The sequence below is a fragment of the Treponema sp. Marseille-Q4132 genome (assembly GCF_014334835.1).
Lineage (GTDB): Bacteria > Spirochaetota > Spirochaetia > Treponematales > Treponemataceae > Treponema_D > Treponema_D paredis.
In genome coordinates this window covers 104,185-120,002 of record NZ_CP060591.1, presented here as the reverse complement: position 1 = coordinate 120,002, position 15,818 = coordinate 104,185, and the positions used below count along the sequence as shown (strand labels likewise).

Genomic DNA, 15,818 nt, shown 5'->3' with positions numbered 1-15,818 from the left:
CTTCCGAAATTGTTAAAAATAATAAGGACTGTCGAGAGGAGCCGTCAATCCCATCGCGATGTCGAGAAAACCTTTTTTCTTTCTGCGCGTATACAACGAAACGTGCACGGCATCGTTATCGTCCGCAAATACGATGCGCGAAACGCTCACCGGATCGTTTTCCGAAAAACCGGATTCGTCGGCGATGCCGCCTTTGAGCACGTCGACGACGGTATACGAGCGGTGATTTACGGTCGAAGAAGAAGCGAGCTTCATGCCGAAAATCGGAACGAACGAACCGGAAATCAAATCGCTTTTATATATTTCGTAGCCGGGGTTATCGGGACGGGGCGCAAGATAAACGTATTTTTCGCCCGAAGCATCTCCGCGCACATACGTGCATTTTACGATCGTATCGGGGATGTGCGAGCGGAGGATATCCTGCATCGCTTCGATCGAATCGACCGTTTTTCCGCCGGCGGACGTAAGGACGTCCCCTGCACCGAATTCCGCACGATGCATGCTTCCGCCGGGCATAAGGTATTGCACTTCAAGCCCGATATTCTGTTTTCCGTCGTTCGTCTTTTTCGTGTGCCCGTACGCGCACATCCACGGATGCTCGCGTTTTCCGCCGCGGAAAAGCATCGGCAGATCCTGCCGCAGATATTCGACGGGAATCGCAAAGTTCAAGCCCTGGTACTGTACGATGCCCGCGAACACGACCGCCTGTACGCGCATTTGAGAGTCGATGAGGGGGCCGCCGGAATTCCCCGAGTTTACCGCGGCGTCTATTTGAAAAACGCTTCCCGTCGTAAAGAGCTTCCGCTCGACGTTCGACACGATGCCCTGCGTAAGCGTGCCGCCGAGTCCGAGAGGTGTGCCGATCGCGGACACTCTGTCGCCTATTCCCAATTCCGCGCTTGAACCGAGGGCAAGAACGAAGGGTGCGTCCACTTCCGCTTTCAGCAGCGCCAAATCGAGCACCGCATCGTATCCGACGACTTTCGCAGGAATGCGCGTGTCGGGATCGGAAGCGAGTTTGATGTAGAGGCGCGAATACTTTTCGTTTTTCGGATTTACCGTGTCTTCGATGACGTGGTGATTCGTAACGATATAACCGTTTTTGGAGATAAAAAACCCCGAACCGATAACACGGTCGGCATACCCCGCTCCGTCTTTGATCGATATGCCGCGGTCGATCCACACCGTCACCGTCGCATCGATACAGTCGGCGATCGTCTTCGGAAGACAGCTCTCATCGAGCGAAAGACCGGGAACGCCGGATGCGCACAATGCGCTCAATTCGCTTTCGCTCGGGCTTCCGGACAAAACGGATGCCGCACCGACTGCGGAAAGCGAGCGGTAATATTTCAAAGCGGATAGATAGTTTTTTGCTGCCATCGCTTCGTCGTATTTTTCAGAGACCGCCGTGCGGCACAGAGAAATCGCATCGGCATCTCCGAGAAGCTCGGCATGCCACAGCGCGTTTACCGGTTCCGTTTTTACAAGATCCGCGATACGTTTTTTTTCGTTTTCGTATACGTCTTTTTCCGTGTAGTTCAAACGCTCATAAACCGATTTCGGCTCGCCGAGCGATTTACACGACGAAAGCGCAAACGATAAAGCGGCGGCGATAAAAATATATTTTATTAATTTTATTACATACATGAAAACCTCAATTACCCCGCACTCCGTTTTGCGCTTCGCTTACGGCTCCCGCATTTTTCGTTTCATCGGCAGTTTCAGAAGGCGGAGATGCTTTCAAAACTTCTCCCTCCGTTTCGGAAAAAGAAGTCTCTTTCGGAATATCCGGCACAAAGGCGGCATAGGTCACGCTTCCGATACGGACTGCAAGCATGAGGCGCGAAGCGCCTTGGACGGGTGTCACTTTTCCCTCTTCGGAAACGGATGCAAGGGCGGAGGCGGCACGAGATTCGTCTTCGGCCGTTCCAGCTTCTCCTATCCAATACAAAGAAGAGAGCTTTCCTTTTCTCACATCATAAGGGGTGCCGCCGGAAACGACTTTTACCGGCACACCGTTTTCACTTCCGACGACGACGAGGCGTCTTTCGGGAAAGAGATAAAACGAAGCCGTTTCGACCGTCGCTTTCCCGGCCTTTTGCGCCATACGCTCATAGCGTACGTCCCATAAACCGTCGCCGTCGGTATCCCACGAAACGGTTTTCGCGCTGTCGGCTGCGTATTCTTCGATAAAATCCGCGGACGCATCTCCGTCTCTGTCGATTTGAATCGCTTTGATATAGACGCCTTCGTCTTTCGGAGAGCCGAGTATGTTTTTCGAAACGCGAAGCCGCTCTTCGGCCGAAAGGTGCATCGCGTTTTCGATATCTTTTCCGAAAACTTCGACGGTTTCGAAAACACCGTCGCCGTCGTGGTCGACTGAACGCGTTTTCGGAAAACCGTTTTCAAAAACGGCTCTCGCATACGCTTTGCCGCCCGCATAATAATCGGCCGTCTGCACTTTTCCGTCGAGCACGTTGAATACGATATTCGCCCCCTCCCGCTCGGTCGACGGCAGTTCATACTTCGATGCGGCAAGCAAAAGAGATGCGGTATCGGGCAGTGAGACATCGTTTTTTACGACGGGAACGAAAAAATCCGTACCGAAACGGTCTTTGAACTCGCGAAGGACATCCATCGAAAAGGGCGACCACAAAAATGCGCCGTCGGCAAAATCGAATGACGATGTATGATTTTGCAAAGCCTGATCGGCAAACTCGACTTTTAAAACCGACGGATAATTTCCGTATTCGATTTTGCAGTTCCGCATCGAAAGCGACACGGGAGCACCGAAATCGCACAGGGCACTCCATTCGTCGACGCCGTCGCTGTTTTTGTCGTATGAAATCGATGCAGGTCTCCCCCGTTCATAACGGACGGTGAGGTTCGCTTCCAAATCGCCGTCAGTGTCGACTGTGAGCACTCCGCCGTAAGATGCGATGTGTTCGGCAAAAATGCGCTTTGCGTTTTCTTCGGTGAGGACACTTGCAAAGTCCGAAAGATCGCGGAGAGAAATCGTTTTATCGGCAAAATCAAAAAAATACGAAAGGGCTTCCTCCTGCGATATAAGTCCCGCAGATAAAGCCGCGCGGGCATAAAGCGGATGCCTCTTGCCTGCCGCCGCAAAGGCTTGGAGCATACGCTTTTGCGCGTCGCCCGATGCAAAGAGGCATGCATAGATTTCAAGCTCGGCATCGGTACGATCCAAGCGCGACATGCGGGCAATAAGCGAATCGGCTATCGACTGAACGATGAGCGGAACATCGTCGCTCCTCATCGCGTATTCATAGCGGAAAAACAAAAGCGGAAAGCGCATATCGTTCGAATAGATTTTGCGCGCGCCGTTCACTTTGTTCCGCGCTTTATTGACGGCATCCGCACTCCTCATGCGGTAATACGCTTTTACTCTCACATATTCGGCGTCCGCGGAAAAGATAAACGAAGGCTCGTCGAGCACGCTGACGGCTTTTTCGTATGATCCCGTATCGCACAATAAATCCGCGTACAAAAGCCGAGCTCCGTCACGGTTATAGCCCGTCCACACGCCTCCCGTAAGCGCCTTTTCCGCAAGCGGGAGAATTTCCGCGCGGGGGTGTTTAAGCTTTTCGAGCGCGGCCGCTTCGATATAATACAGGTCGGCGACACTGTCATCGTATGCGAGTCCCATCTTCGCCTGAGCAAGAGAGGCATCCCACGCGGACTCGGCAAAATAATCTTCGGCGAGTTTTAAAAATCTCACGGCGGTTTTTCTGTTCGCCGCGGCAAGCCCTTTATCCTCGGCAAAAAGGGATGCGGAAAAATTAATAAAAAAAATCGATACAAACACTGCGGCAAGCGCCGTCTTTTTCATAGTTCAAACCTCGATATCGTTTACGATCCAATCGCGCATGCCCAATACGCTTCCCCATATACACACGATCTTTTGTTCGGCCCTTGCAAGTTCCTGCACGATCGGGATGCGCTCTCTGTCGCGAGGAAAAACTTTCCAATCCGCGAGGATATCGGACACGGATTTTTCACCGCCTGAAGCCGTCGTAACGGAGTCGCCCGCCTGTCTGCTCCGTATGCAAAACGGAAGCGAAACGCACAGCACGGAAGATTCCCCCGATTCGCCCTTGCAAAAAACAGCCGCTCTTTTACGGGCCGATCGGCCGCAAGCATCGTCTTTTTTCTCGACACAAAGCAAACCGAAAGGCATTTTATAAGCGCCCGTTTTCCGTATTATAGCAGAAAATCCCGTGTCGGTCGCGTCCTTTTGCGATTTTTTTACGGAAATCGATTCGCACCTTATTTCAACGGAGACACCCGACGCTTCTTCAAAAAAAACTCCGGAAGAGGCCGCTGCGTTACAGATACGCTCGACAAAACGATAGGGTACGCGCACTTCGATTCCGATTTTATTAAAAGCGTGGTATAAAAGCCGCCTTTGAAGCGCACGGGGTGCGGAAGAAAAATCCGCTCTCGGCATACGCATACCCTCTCCGCTTTCGCTCCACGAAAAGGAATCGGCAAGCGCGATAAGCGCGTCGTCGTCGTCGCGCGCTTTTTTCGCTCCCGCTAAAACGGCGCTTTTCCATCCGGGAATAAGAGCGTCGAGGACGGGAACGAGGCGGCGCCTGATTTTATTTCTGAAATACGACGTATCGCCGTTCGTGCCGTCGACACGCCAAGGAATATGCTCAAGCGTCAAAAACCGCTCGATCTCGCACCGAGAGATACCGAGCAGCGGACGGATAAACATACCGCGCGTTTTTTTTATGCCGCCCCCTCCGTCCGCACCTCCCCCTTCGAAAAAACGCATGAGGAGGGTTTCAAGCTGGTCGTCTTCGGTGTGCGCGAGCGCGATAAAAGAGGTTTTTTTTTCTCGGGTGAATTCTTCGAACGCTTTATAGCGAAGATGGCGCGCGGCTTCTTCCAAACCCTTTTTGCGCCTTTCCGCTTCGCCGAAAACTTCGCCCGGCAAAAAGGTTTTGCACGTGCAGTCGACGGGAAAGCCTTGTCTTGAAAAATCTGCGCACAGCGACTGTACGTAGAGCGCGTCCCCTTCGCTTTCTTTTTCATCTCTGATATTGTGATTTATCGTGATGACGTGAAGCGCGATATTTTTTTCACGCGCAATGCGGGCAAGGGAAACGAACATCGCAACCGAATCCGCACCCCCCGACACCGCAGCTCCGAGCGAAATCGACGCGCTTTGAGACGACGCGCTCTGATGAGACGCGCCCCCTGCCCTCGACGTGCCGGCTTCGTGCAAAACCGCACGAGCTTCAGGCGATGCGGCATCGAACGCACATCCCGTACACGAGCGCAAAGAGACGCGCACCCGCTCTATAAAATCGTCGATAAAATCATCGGCTGAGACAATATCGCTTTTCATGCACTCGGTATTTTAAAACAAAAACGGCCGCCCCGCAAGAGACAGCCGCATGCTTTTTTACCGCTCGCTCAGCGGGCGGAAGTAATGCTCACGAGAGATGCGTTTCCGTCGGTCAGGACGGTCACGCCTTCGTTCAATTTCAAATCTTTTACACGGAACGTATCGCCGATGTTGAGCGCGGATACATCCGCCGTAACGGACTGCGGCATCTTGCGAGGTACCGCCTGCACGGTGATTTCCGGCAAATGCTTGAGCATATAGCCGCCCTTCAAAACGCCGGCGGGAGTTCCCGTATACGAAAGCTTGAATTTGGCAATAAGCTTTTCATCCGCATCGGGCTCGAAAAAATCGGCATGGAGCACTCTGTCGCGGAGGATGGCGTATTCCGTATCTTTAATAAAAGCGTCGCGAGCTTCCTGTCCGTCTATTTTCAAGGAGACAAGCGTTGTCGGCGTAATCGAACGCCATACTTTATTGAACTCGACTTCATCGATTTCGAGCATCGTCGACTTACCCTTCGCATCGTACATGACCGCAGGAAGGCGACCTGCAGCACGTAATTTTTTCGCCGCTGTTTTTCCCGTCGTCGTGCGGGTCTTTGCATTGATAACCAATTGATCCATTTTTAGGACTCCTTACATTAAAAAAAACAGCAGAAGCTTTTTCGGAATCCGCTGTTTTTCCGATTATTCGCTGGGACGACAGGATTCGAACCTGTGGAATACCGGCACCAAAAGCCGGGGGCTTACCGCTTGCCGACGTCCCAATAAAAAACTTTTGTTATATGCTGCCGTCTTCGGGAGACAGCGGAGCATCGTCGCCAGAGCCCGCTTCTTCAACGTGACCGGCGTTGTATTCATCCAGCACTCTCTTTTGGAGTTCCGTCCTGAAATCAGGACAAATCGGATGCGCTATATCTTTATATTCACCGTTTGCGGTCTTTCTGCTCGGCATGGCGATAAATAAACCGTTTTTCCCTTCGATAATCTTTACGTTATGCACGACAAAGCAATTATCAAAAGTGACCGTCACATAGGCGCGTAATTTACCCTCGCCTTCCACTTTCCGAATGCGCAATTCCGTAATTTGCATACGTTCCTCCGTTTGTTCAAACGAGCTTATCTGCAATGAAAAGGACGTACCGCAAGGATTCCTTTCCATCGTAAAGCAAGCGCAGAACGGGCACTTTCCGCATCCGCTTCGGAAGCGAAAACCCCGTAGACCGTTGAACCGGATCCGGACATTTCGACAAACAAAGCGCCTTCCCGACGAAGGTCGTCCAATGCGAAGCCGATTTCCGGAAATCGACTTACTAAGAACGGAGTAAAACTGTTTGCAAAATTCCAGCTTGAAGCCGGAGTTTTGTATACGGTTTCTAAATCCGCATAATCCGGGCATGGCACTATCTTTCCCGCCGCAAAGCCCTCGTCGAAAAGCGCATAGGCTTCCCGCGTCGAGCTGTGAACGCCGGGAAAAACAAGCAGCATAAACAGGTCATCACGCGCATGAATCGGTTTTACGATTTCACCGCGACCCGTAACAACTGCACATCCCTCCGCACCGCACAATAAAAAGAAGAACACATCGCTGCCGATTTTTGACGCGATGTCTTCCAGCTGCCGAACGGAAAGCGTTATTTTATTCAACACTTCGAACGCCCGTATGCATGCAGCCGCATCGGAAGATCCGCCGCCCAATCCGCCGCCGGAAGGGATTCGTTTTTCGAGCACGACATGCACGCCGAAATCATCCATACCGGTAACCGAACGGAACGCGTTATATGATGACAAAATCGTATTGTCGCTCGGAAGCTTCATATCTTCACACTCGACGATACAGCCTTTTTTTTCGGACGCGCGCACGACAAGCGTGTCGAAAAGCGTGACCGTTTGAAAAATGCTTTCGATCGTATGAAATCCGTTTACACGTCCCGGCAAAACATGCAGTCCGATGTTTATCTTCGCAGGAGCGTTTACACAGACTTCAGTCATCATAAATCGAATTATTATACAAATTTTAATCCGCCGTGTCAAATACGCGCAGGAGGTTTTTTCGCAGCGATTTTTTCGTCAGCGGATCAGCATCGCGTCTCCGTAGCTGAAAAAACGGTAACGCTTTTCTACGGCGATTTTATACGCATTTAAAATATGTTCGCGCCCGGCAAAAGCGCTCACGAGCATGATGAGCGTCGATTCGGGCGTGTGAAAATTCGTAAAGAGTTCGTCCGCGACTTTAAAGCGAAAACCGGGATACATAAAAATATGAGTACTCCCCGACCCGGCTTTTACAAAGCCGTTTTCGTCGCATGAAGATTCGAGCGTTCGCACGGACGTCGTTCCGACGGCAAGCACGCGTCTCCCGCTCCGTTTTGCATCGTTGATCTTTTGCGCGGTAATATCGGGGACAGTGTACGCTTCTTCGTGCATTTTGTGCTTTTCGATTTCGCTTTCGCGCACGGGCAAAAAAGTTCCGAGCCCGACGTGGAGCGTCACCCACGCAATATCGATTCCCTTCTCTTTCAGGCGCGAAAGCATGGCTTCGGTAAAGTGAAGGCCTGCAGTCGGACAGGCTGCGCTCCCGGTCGTCTTTGCATACACGTTTTGATAGCGCTCCGCATCGGAAGCCGTATCGCCCCGCTTGATATAGGGCGGAAGCGGTATGTGACCGTTTTTTTCAAACCAGCTTTCGGAAATCGGATTGTCAAACTTGAAATTTCGGAATTCCGTTCCGGCATCTTCTCCCTCGATAACGCCGAAGAAGCCGTCCGGAAACGCGTAACGCATGCCGCGCTTTTGCTTTTTTGCGCCCTTTACCATCGTCCGCCACAGAAAGCCTTTTTCATCGATTTGATGTAAAAACATAAACTCGCATTCGCGGCCGGTCGTCTCTTTTACACCGAACACACGCGCGCGGCGGACTCGGGAATCGTTAAAGACGGCAAGCGTGCCGGGCTCAAGCAAGTCGGGAAGATCGCGCATATCGAAGTGCGAAACGCTGCCGCTCTTCTTATCGAGGAGCATAAGTTTATCTTCGCCCCGTATACCCGACGGCTGCTGCGCGACAAGCTCTTCCGGCAGATCAAAATAAAAGTCCGTCGTTTTCATGACGAATCGCTCCTTCGATGCCGAGATGTTTGTACGCTTTTTCCGTCGCAAGACGGCCCCTGTTCGTCCGCTGCAAAAGCCCGCACTGAATGAGATAGGGTTCATAATAATCGACGAGGGTGTCGAGCGATTCTCCGACGGATATCGCAAGCGTTTCCGCTCCGACCGGCCCGCCGCCGAAGTTTTCGATAACCGAACGCAAAATCGTTCTGTCGTAGCGCTCAAGTCCGAGACTGTCGATTTCTAGGCGCGAAAGGCCGGCTTCGACGATATCCTTTGTGATCCTGCCGCGTCCGTCCACTTGCGCAAAATCGCGCATACGTTTGAGTACGCGGTTTGCGACGCGGGGCGTTCCGCGCGAACACGATGCGATGAGAAAGGCCGCATCGTCGTCGACCGAAACGGAAAGCAGTTTCGCGGAACGGTGAATGATCGAAGCGAGCTCTTCGCCCGTATAATAATTCAAGTGTTCGATGATGCCGAAGCGGCTGACAAGCGGTGTCGACACGCTGCCCGCCCGCGTCGTCGCTCCGACAAGCGTAAACGGAGGAATCGGAATGCGCACCGTGCGGGCTGCCGCTCCCTGACCGATCACCCAGTCGAGTTCGAAGTCTTCCATCGCAATGTAGAGCATTTCTTCGATCGCGGGCTTGAGCCGATGGATTTCATCGATAAAAAATACCGTCCGCGGCGTAATCGTCGAAAGGATGCCGACGAGGTCTTTGGGTTTGTCGAGCGCGGGGGCGGACGTTATCTTAAAATCCGCTCCGAGTTCGTGCGCGGTGATCTGAGCGAGCGTCGTTTTGCCGAGTCCCGGCGGCCCTATCAAAAAGAGGTGATCGAGCGCTTCTTCCCGGTTCCGCGCCGCAGCGATAAAGACCGAAAGATTTTTTTTCGTCGTCTCCTGACCGAGAAATTCGTTTAAAAGCTGAGGGCGGAGTTTGTTTTCCTGCGCGTCGTCATCACCGGGAAAGTCGGCGCGGACGATGCGGGAAAAATTTTCGGCTGCGGAAAAAGATGAGTCAAGTGCGGCATCTTCATCGTGCATTTCAGCGTCGGTGCGTATTTTGCGTTTACCGCTCATTGTGCAAGCTCCGTGAGGGCGCGGCGGAACACCGCATCCTCTTTTTCGGTTTGTTTTTTCGCATCCCAGCCGTCCGTCTTCGAAAGAGCCGAAACCGAATCCACGACCGCACCTTCGCATATCTTTCGTTCATAGCCCATAGATACGAGAGATGCGACGACCGCTTCAAAGGGATTTGCGCTTACGCGGCGGGTATCGGGGGCGCCCGGAATGGTCAGTTTGCCTTTGAGTGCAAGCAGCATTTTCGCCGCAGTCTTTTTTCCGATGCCCGGAATCCGCTCGAGTACGGAAACGTCTCCCTTGTCGAGAGCCGAAACGAGATCGCTTCCCGCGATATTCGTCAGTATTTTTACCGCAGCCTTCGGCCCGATGCCGTCGACTTTTAAAAGGTCGAAAAAAAGAGCGCGTTCTTCGTCAGATGCAAAACCGTAGAGCGACATGATATCTTGGCTGTGCACGAGATACGTAAATATCCTGCCCTCTTCTCCGACGCGGGGAAGCGCATCGAGGGAAGAACCGGGTACGGTGAGTATCCACTCGATGCCGTGCGTATCGATCGAAACCGTGTTTTGAGATTTTCCGGTAATCGTGCCGGTGAGGCTGTTGAACATAAGATCACTATATCACAAAACATTTGCATAGTGCAAATGCGTGAGCGCGCCCGCGAGCGCGTCGGCCGCGTGATCGGGTTTCGGTTCCGTTTCGAGAGCGAGGAGGAGTTTTACGTATTTTTCGACGAGTACTTTGTCCGCTGCGGCCGTCCCCGTCACCGCCTGTTTGATTTGATTGGGAGTATATTCTCCGAGTGAGATACCGTGTTGAGCGATGCACAGCGTTGCCACTCCCCGCGCTTCGGCAACACCCATCGCAGAAGACGTATTGCGTGCAAAATACAGTTTTTCCATAGCCGCTTCTCCGGGTGAGAATTCCTCTATGATCGAACAAAGCCGTGCGTAAAGCGCCAAAAGGCGCTCGCCGTGCGGTGTGCGGGCGGCGGTTTCTATGACGCCGTAGCTTACCATGCGGTAGCGGCCGTCTTTATAATCGACGACGCCGAATCCCGTCGATGCAAGTCCCGGATCGATACCGAGCACGCGCCGGATCTTTTTACCGGATTTTTTTGCATAGGCATTTTTCGTTCCCGGAAGCGGTTCGAAGCCGTACATGATTATTTTAAAACGTCTTCGCCGCGCCCCATCGCGTTCAATCCCGTTTTGGCAAATTCGAGGATGCCGTAAGGTTCGAGGAGGGCGATGAGACTTGAGATTTTATCTTCGCTGCCTGTCGCTTCGATGATCACGGATCCCGTGCTTACGTCGACGATGTGCGCGCGGAAGATATCGCAGGTTCCGATGATCGCCGCCCTGCTTTCCGCACCCGCCTTTACTTTAATGAGCGCCATTTCGCGTTCGCAGGTTTTCGCAGGATCGCAGTGCTGGATCGAAATCACTTCGACGAGCTTTGCAAGCTGCTTTTCGATTTGATCGAGGATGTATTCGTCGCCCTTTACGACGATCGTCATGCGCGATTGTTCGGGGTTTTCGGTCGCACACACGGTAAGAGAATCGATATTGTAACCGCGCCTGGAAAAAAGCCCCGACACGCGGCTCAAAACGCCCGCATGATTTTCCACGAGAATCGATATCACATAATTTTTCATACAAACCTCATTGCCGCGCTTATATTTTTTTTCGGCTTTCGGCGTAAATGCCGAGGAGCCGTACATCCTGGGCTTCCGCTTTGAGCGCGGTCATAACTCCGTCGACGTACGAAGCGGCGTCGCGCTCGTCTTCCGGAAGCTCCGCATCCGCATAAAATCGGTAACGCCACGGCTCTCCGTGAATCGGTCGCGATTCGAGCCGCGTCAAATTGAGACGGGACGATTGAAATACGCCGAGGCACGAACACAGCGCGCCCGGTTCGTTTTTTACGCAGAACATAAAGGACGCAGTATTCGGCTTTGCGTTCCACGCTTCATACGTTTTATCGGCCGTCCGATTCTTGCCCTCCGAATCAACAAAGTGATTTGGGGCAATGACGACAAAGCGCGTATAGTTTGCCGCATCGTCTTCGATCGAATCTTTTAGCACTTCAAGATTATAATAATCGGCGTTGACGGCGCTTGCGATCGCGGCGTTTTCTTTCGACGCGAGCTCGGCGACTTCGCTCGCAGCCGTCGCCGTCGAAACGCATTCGATTTTGTTCCAATTATAGCGGCGGAGAAATTTCGAACACTGACTGAGCGCCTGCGGATGAGAATACACCGTTTTTATCGAATCGAGCGATGAGCCTTTTTCACCGAGCAGCGAATGCTGAATGCGGAGCAGCACCGCACCGACGATGCTCACATCTTCAAACTGCGTCAAATTATCGTAGTTTTCGAACACCGAACCCGCAAGCGTATTTTCGATCGGCACCATGCCGTAATCCGCTTCTCCCCCTGCGACCTTTTGAAAAATTTCGCGAAACGAATCGACCGAAAGAGAAGCCGCTTCCCCGTCGAAATAACGCGATATCGCCTGTTCCGCATAGGCGCCTCGCTTTCCGCTGAACGCGCATACGACACCTTCCCTCACTTTTTTCTGTCCGGGCTCTTCGCTCTTTTTTTCCGCGTTCCTTACACGCACGAGCGATTTTCCGACGACGGGCGAAAGCGCTTCCACATCGCGCATGAGTTTGTCGAACTGTTCGGGATAGAGCGACTGCGCTCCGTCGGAAAGCGCTTTGTCGGGATTGCAGTGCACTTCAACGATGATGCCGTCGGCGCCTGCGGCCACGGCTGCCAAAGCCATGGGAGACACTTTATCGCGGATGCCGAGAGCATGGCTCGGATCGACGATGATCGGAAGATGCGTCATACTCCGCAAAATCGGGATCGCCGAAAGATCGAGCGTATTGCGCGTCGCCCGCTCGTAAGTGCGGATGCCGCGTTCGCACAAAATCACGTTTTTGCAGCCCGACGAAAGCAGGTATTCCGCGGACATAAGCCACTCTTCGATCGTCGCTGAAAGCCCGCGCTTTAAAATCACCGGCTTGTCGATTTTTCCGAGACGCTTTAACAATTCGAAGTTTTGCATATTGCGCGCGCCGACTTGGTACACGTCGACGCCGTGAGCTTCCATAACGGGAATGTACTCCGACGCGACAACTTCGGTGACGACCGGCATACCGTACGCATCGCCCGCTTCTTTTAATAATTTCAAACCTTCTTCGCCCAAGCCTTGAAACGAATACGGAGAAGTGCGCGGTTTATAGGCACCGCCCCGCAGCATGGCAGCTCCGCTTTTTGCAACGCTTTCGGCCGCGCACATCATCTGCTCCCGCGACTCGACGGCACAGGGACCTGCGATCGCCGTGATGCGCATGCCGCCGACTTTGACAACTTGACCGCGGTTCGAAAGAATTTCGACGACGGTGTTTTCAGGCTTAAACTCGCGGCTCGCCATCTTGTAGGGTTTTGAAATCGGAATGACGCGCTCGACGCCGGAAAGTATTTCGACTTCGCGCGGATCGACTTTGAGTTTGCCGACGGCGGCAATGATCGTCGCTTCTTCTCCGACGATTTCATTCGTTTTAAAATCGTTTTGAGCGAGAAAGAGCGCGAGCTTTTTTCTGTCGTCTTCGGAAATATTCTTTTTTAAAACGATAACCATAGAGCGCCTCCGCCGATTTTGATACAATCCTTATTTTTCGGGATTAAAACTTACCGTGCGCAAAATGTCTCCGAAAACGCCCGCCGCCGTCACGCCCGCACCCGCTCCGTAACCGCGCACGGTGAGAGGAATCGGCTGATAGCGCTCGGTGTGAAATACGAAAGCGTTTTCCCCGCCCTTTACGCCGTAGAGCGGATCGTCTTTACCGACTTCGAGCATACCGACGGTATAGGCGCCGTCTTTGATCGACGCGCCCATACGGAGCACTTTACCTTCTTTTCGAAGATCGGCGATCTTTTTATGAAAATAACCGTCGATTTCTTCGAGTTTTTTCATAAACTCTTCGACCGTGCCCGACGAATCGAAAGAATCGGGAAACACTTTATTGATTTTGATGTCGTCGAGTTCGATCGCAGCCCCCGCCTCTCGCGCGATGATGAGCGCTTTTCGTGCGACATCCATGCCGTTCAAATCGTCGCGCGGATCGGGTTCCGTAAAGCGGAGCTCTTTCGCTTCTTGTACCGCTTTGCTGAACGGCACGTCTTCGTCAAGCCGTCCGAAAATATACGAAAGAGATCCCGACATGATGCCCGTAAAGCCCCTAAGCTTATCTCCGCTTTTAAATAAATTCTGCAGCGTGTCGATGATCGGGAGTCCCGCCCCGACGTTCGCTTCGTAGAGAAAGCGGCGCCTCATGCCGTTTGCGGTTTTCCTCAGTTCACGGTAATAATCGATCTTCATCGAGTTCGCTCTCTTGTTCGGCGTTACGACCGAAAGACCGGCTTTGAACAGATCGATGTAGCGCTCTGGCAAATCGTAGGAAGCGGTGCAGTCGACGAATACGGGATTGAGCGGTTTCATCTCTTTGACGAATTTAATAATTTCATCGACGCTCGACTTTTGCGGTACCTCTTTTATTTTTTTCCGCCACGACGCAAGGTCTATGCCGTCGGCTTCGACGAGCATTCCGTCGACCGTCGAAATCGCCATGACGCGGATATCGACGTTTTCAGAAAGCAGCTTTTCCCTCTGGTCGCGGATTTGATCGAGGAGCGCGCCGCCGATCGTTCCGGCACCGAACACGAACACTTCGATAGTCTGCGCCGTGTTGAAAAAGAAACGGTGAGCTGCGCGAACGGCAGTGTCTCCGTATTCGCCGAGCACGACACAGGACGTACAGCGCTCAGAGGATCCCTGCGCGATCGCAATGATATTGACATCTTGAGAAGCGAGCGCGGAAAAAAACCGTGATGCCACTCCGCGCTTTTGAATCATATTATCGCCGACGATCGAAACGATTGCGCAATTTTTTTGTACTTCGATCGGATTGATGACGCCGTCGCTTATTTCCAGTTCGAACTCCGCTTTCAGCACATCGATGGCGCGGTCGGCTTCCGTATCGCGGATACAAAACGAAATCGTATATTCCGACGACGACTGCGTGATGAGCAAAATCGAAATCGATGCGCGGGAAACGGCGGCAAAGATTCTGCTTGCCATACCGGTTCTTCCGCGCATATTCGTTCCGCTCACGCTTATCATCGCCGTGTTTTTCAAACACGAAATACCGCAAACGTCTCCGACTCTTTTTTCGCTTTCAAACGGACCGCGACCGATCCTCGTGCCGCGGGCATCGGGACGATGACTGTTTTTACTCCACGCTTCGATATCCTTTGCTGCAAGCGGCGCAATCGTTTTCGGGTGCAGCACTTTACTTCCGAAAAACGCGAGTTCGAGCGCTTCTTCGTAACTCATATCTTCGACGAGGATCGCATCTTTTACAACGCGCGGATCGGCCGTATAGATGCCGTCGACGTCCGTCCAAAATTCCACTTTCGAAGAACCCAGCGATGCGGCGATGATCGAAGCGGAAAAATCGGAACCGTTTCTGCCGAGAAGACCCGGAACGGGAGCGCAGCCGGTGCCTCGTATCCACGAGCAGATAAAGCCCGGAAACAATAAAATGCGCGTTTGCGATTGATTTTCACCGTCGCGGTACGGCAGCATTGCTTCGGCGCACTTTGCATAATCGGGATCCCCTTCTCTGTGATTTCCCGTCGTAAAAATGAATTTCCGCGAATCGAGCAAAATGACGCTCTGCCCTTTTGCAAGCAAAACCGCTTTCATGATCGGCGCGCTTAAAAGCTCTCCCATACCCATGATGCGGCAGTGAACGGTACCCGGACATTCGCCGAAAGACACGCAGCCGGTTAATAATTTTTCGTATTCTTCGAAAATCGGCTCGAGCTCTTTTAAAACGGATGCGGCATCGAAAGCCGAAAGCTTTGACTGAAGTTCCGAACAAATATCCGAATGCACAGCTCTCAGTTCGTGAACGAAATTTTCGGCGCGCATACCTTTTACGCACGCGTCGATGCTTTCCTGCAATTTATTCGAAACGCCCGCGACGGCGGAAACGACAACGCTTACGCGCCCTGCTTCCGCACGAGAGATAATAATGTCCGCGGATGAAAGGATGCGGCGTGCGCTTTCCATCGACGTGCCGCCGAATTTTAAAGTAATCATAATCTTCCTCTTAAAGAATAATTAATATGATAACAAAAAGGACGTGCGTACTCAATATGGGGATTTCACAGGGA

The 15,818-nt window shown here is 52.5% G+C and carries 13 protein-coding genes and 1 tRNA gene; all 14 read right to left on the bottom strand.

The window, feature by feature from the left end; translation table 11 throughout:
- Positions 1-12: 12 nt before the first annotated feature.
- Positions 13-1,647, bottom strand: a complete 1,635-nt coding sequence (locus tag H9I35_RS00510) for a S1C family serine protease (RefSeq protein ID WP_252722682.1) — start codon at positions 1,645-1,647, stop codon at positions 13-15.
- 7 nt (positions 1,648-1,654) lie between these two features.
- Complete coding sequence (locus tag H9I35_RS00505) at positions 1,655-3,850, bottom strand: tetratricopeptide repeat protein (RefSeq protein WP_187419730.1); 2,196 nt, start codon at positions 3,848-3,850, stop codon at positions 1,655-1,657.
- A gap of 3 nt (positions 3,851-3,853) precedes the next feature.
- Positions 3,854-5,377 carry a tRNA lysidine(34) synthetase TilS gene (tilS, locus tag H9I35_RS00500; RefSeq protein WP_187419729.1) on the bottom strand — a complete coding sequence of 508 codons (1,524 nt, stop codon included), beginning with the start codon at positions 5,375-5,377 and terminating at the stop codon, positions 3,854-3,856.
- 68 nt (positions 5,378-5,445) lie between these two features.
- The gene (locus H9I35_RS00495; protein ID WP_187419728.1) at positions 5,446-6,000 is read right to left on the bottom strand and encodes a 50S ribosomal protein L25; all 555 of its coding nucleotides are present in this window, start codon (positions 5,998-6,000) and stop codon (positions 5,446-5,448) included.
- Between the two features lie 70 nt (positions 6,001-6,070).
- A tRNA-Gln gene (locus H9I35_RS00490) sits at positions 6,071-6,143 on the bottom strand.
- 14 nt (positions 6,144-6,157) lie between these two features.
- On the bottom strand, positions 6,158-6,469 hold the full coding sequence (spoVG, locus tag H9I35_RS00485) for a septation regulator SpoVG (protein WP_187419727.1): 312 nt from the start codon (positions 6,467-6,469) through the stop codon (positions 6,158-6,160).
- 26 nt (positions 6,470-6,495) lie between these two features.
- The gene (gene ispE, locus H9I35_RS00480; RefSeq protein WP_187419726.1) at positions 6,496-7,371 is read right to left on the bottom strand and encodes a 4-(cytidine 5'-diphospho)-2-C-methyl-D-erythritol kinase; all 876 of its coding nucleotides are present in this window, start codon (positions 7,369-7,371) and stop codon (positions 6,496-6,498) included.
- Positions 7,372-7,446: 75 nt separating this feature from the next.
- A complete protein-coding gene (gene queA, locus H9I35_RS00475) occupies positions 7,447-8,481 on the bottom strand; it encodes a tRNA preQ1(34) S-adenosylmethionine ribosyltransferase-isomerase QueA (RefSeq protein ID WP_187419725.1) in 1,035 nt (344 codons plus the stop codon).
- Positions 8,456-9,529: a Holliday junction branch migration DNA helicase RuvB gene (gene ruvB / locus H9I35_RS00470; RefSeq protein WP_187420702.1), complete on the bottom strand. Its 1,074-nt coding sequence runs from the start codon at positions 9,527-9,529 to the stop codon at positions 8,456-8,458. Before ruvB ends, queA begins: the two co-directional genes overlap by 26 nt.
- A gap of 32 nt (positions 9,530-9,561) precedes the next feature.
- Positions 9,562-10,176: a Holliday junction branch migration protein RuvA gene (ruvA, locus tag H9I35_RS00465; protein ID WP_187419724.1), complete on the bottom strand. Its 615-nt coding sequence runs from the start codon at positions 10,174-10,176 to the stop codon at positions 9,562-9,564.
- A gap of 12 nt (positions 10,177-10,188) precedes the next feature.
- Entirely contained in the window at positions 10,189-10,731 is a 543-nt protein-coding gene (gene ruvC / locus H9I35_RS00460) for a crossover junction endodeoxyribonuclease RuvC (protein WP_187419723.1), read from the bottom strand.
- A 2-nt stretch (positions 10,732-10,733) separates the two neighbouring features.
- Positions 10,734-11,225 (bottom strand): acetolactate synthase small subunit, encoded by a 492-nt coding sequence (gene ilvN, locus H9I35_RS00455; RefSeq protein WP_187419722.1) that lies wholly within the window; start codon positions 11,223-11,225, stop codon positions 10,734-10,736.
- 19 nt (positions 11,226-11,244) lie between these two features.
- The gene (aroF, locus tag H9I35_RS00450) at positions 11,245-13,218 is read right to left on the bottom strand and encodes a 3-deoxy-7-phosphoheptulonate synthase (RefSeq protein ID WP_187419721.1); all 1,974 of its coding nucleotides are present in this window, start codon (positions 13,216-13,218) and stop codon (positions 11,245-11,247) included.
- 30 nt (positions 13,219-13,248) lie between these two features.
- On the bottom strand, positions 13,249-15,744 hold the full coding sequence (gene thrA, locus H9I35_RS00445) for a bifunctional aspartate kinase/homoserine dehydrogenase I (protein WP_187419720.1): 2,496 nt from the start codon (positions 15,742-15,744) through the stop codon (positions 13,249-13,251).
- Between the last annotated feature and the right edge of the window lie 74 nt (positions 15,745-15,818).